Origin of the sequence: Streptomyces sp. NPDC102259, assembly GCF_044766465.1 — a bacterium.
Classification (GTDB): domain Bacteria; phylum Actinomycetota; class Actinomycetes; order Streptomycetales; family Streptomycetaceae; genus Streptomyces.
Genome location: NZ_JBIWMA010000068.1, coordinates 1 through 1,267, shown reverse-complemented (window position 1 = coordinate 1,267; position 1,267 = coordinate 1). Strand labels below are relative to the sequence as shown.

1 rRNA gene and 1 pseudogene are annotated in these 1,267 nt (G+C 67.6%); one reads left to right on the top strand and one right to left on the bottom strand.

From position 1 onward, the window contains the following. Positions 1-858 (top strand): annotated as a pseudogene (locus ACIRPU_RS44385) (hypothetical protein); the annotation flags it as partial. Between the two features lie 118 nt (positions 859-976). Here ACIRPU_RS44385 and rrf read toward each other — a convergent pair. Then, positions 977-1,093 (bottom strand): 5S ribosomal RNA (gene rrf, locus ACIRPU_RS44380). Positions 1,094-1,267 lie beyond the last annotated feature (174 nt).

The following is a 1,267-nucleotide window of genomic DNA, read 5'->3' as shown; positions in this document are numbered from 1 at the left end:
GTCGCGGCGGAACGGGGGACGCTCGCCCCGGTCGTCCCGACGCGGTCCACGATCACCACGGTCGTCACGCTGGAACGCCGGCCGCGAACCACGGTTGTCATCACGACGGTCATCACGGGGACCGCGGAAGCCACCGCGGTCACCCCGGTTGTCGTCCCGCCGGTCGTCCCGGCGGAAGGGGGGGCGCTCGCCACCACGGTCGTCACGCCGGTCGTCCCGGCGGTCATCGCGCCGGAAGGCGGGACGCTCGCTGCCACGGTCGTCGCGGCGGAACGGGGGACGCTCGCCCCGGTCGTCCCGACGCGGTCCACGATCACCACGGTCGTCACGCTGGAACGCCGGCCGCGAACCACGGTCGTCACGACGGTCATCACGACGATCGTCCCGGCGGCCGAAGCCACCACGGTCACGATCCCCGCCACCACCACGGTTGTCGTCCCGGCGGAAGGGGGGGCGCTCGCCACCACGGTCGTCACGCCGGTCGTCCCGGCGGTCATCGCGCCGGAAGGCGGGACGCTCGCTACCGCGGTCGTCGCGGCGGAACGGGGGACGCTCGCCCCGGTCATCCCGGCGTGGCCCACGGTCATCGCGCTGGAACGCCGGCCGCGAACCACGGTCGTCACGACGGTCATCACGGGGACCACGGAAGCCACCGCGCTCACCACGATCACTGCGGCCTCGGTCGTCGCGACGGTCATCGCGTCGGCCAGAACCAGCAGAACCGGCGCGGTCGTTGTCGCGACGGAAACCGCCACGGTCCCCGCCGCTGCCGCCGCGGTTGTCACGGTCCCCACTACTGTCCCGTCGCCGCTGGTCGCGCTCCGGTCGATCGTCGGGAGAGTTGGTGGACATCGGTGACTCCTGTCTTCGGTACCGCAAACATTCTCGCGCACCCGGGTACCCGGCGCGCTACAGAAAAACAAAAAGGACCCCTGGTCCCAGCTGAACGCTGGGACCAGGGGTCCTTCCAAAGATTGTTCGGCGGTGTCCTACTCTCCCACAGGGTCCCCCCTGCAGTACCATCGGCGCTGTAAGGCTTAGCTTCCGGGTTCGAAATGTAACCGGGCGTTTCCCTTACGCTATGACCACCGAAACCCTAATGGTTTCGAGCGAACAAGCACACTTTTTACTTGTTTTCAGCTCTAGCCGGCAACAGTCGTTGCCTCAGAACTAACACAGTGGACGCGAGCAACTGAGGACAAGCCCTCGGCCTATTAGTACCAGTCAGCTTCACCCATTACTGGGCTTCCACATCCGGCCTATCAAC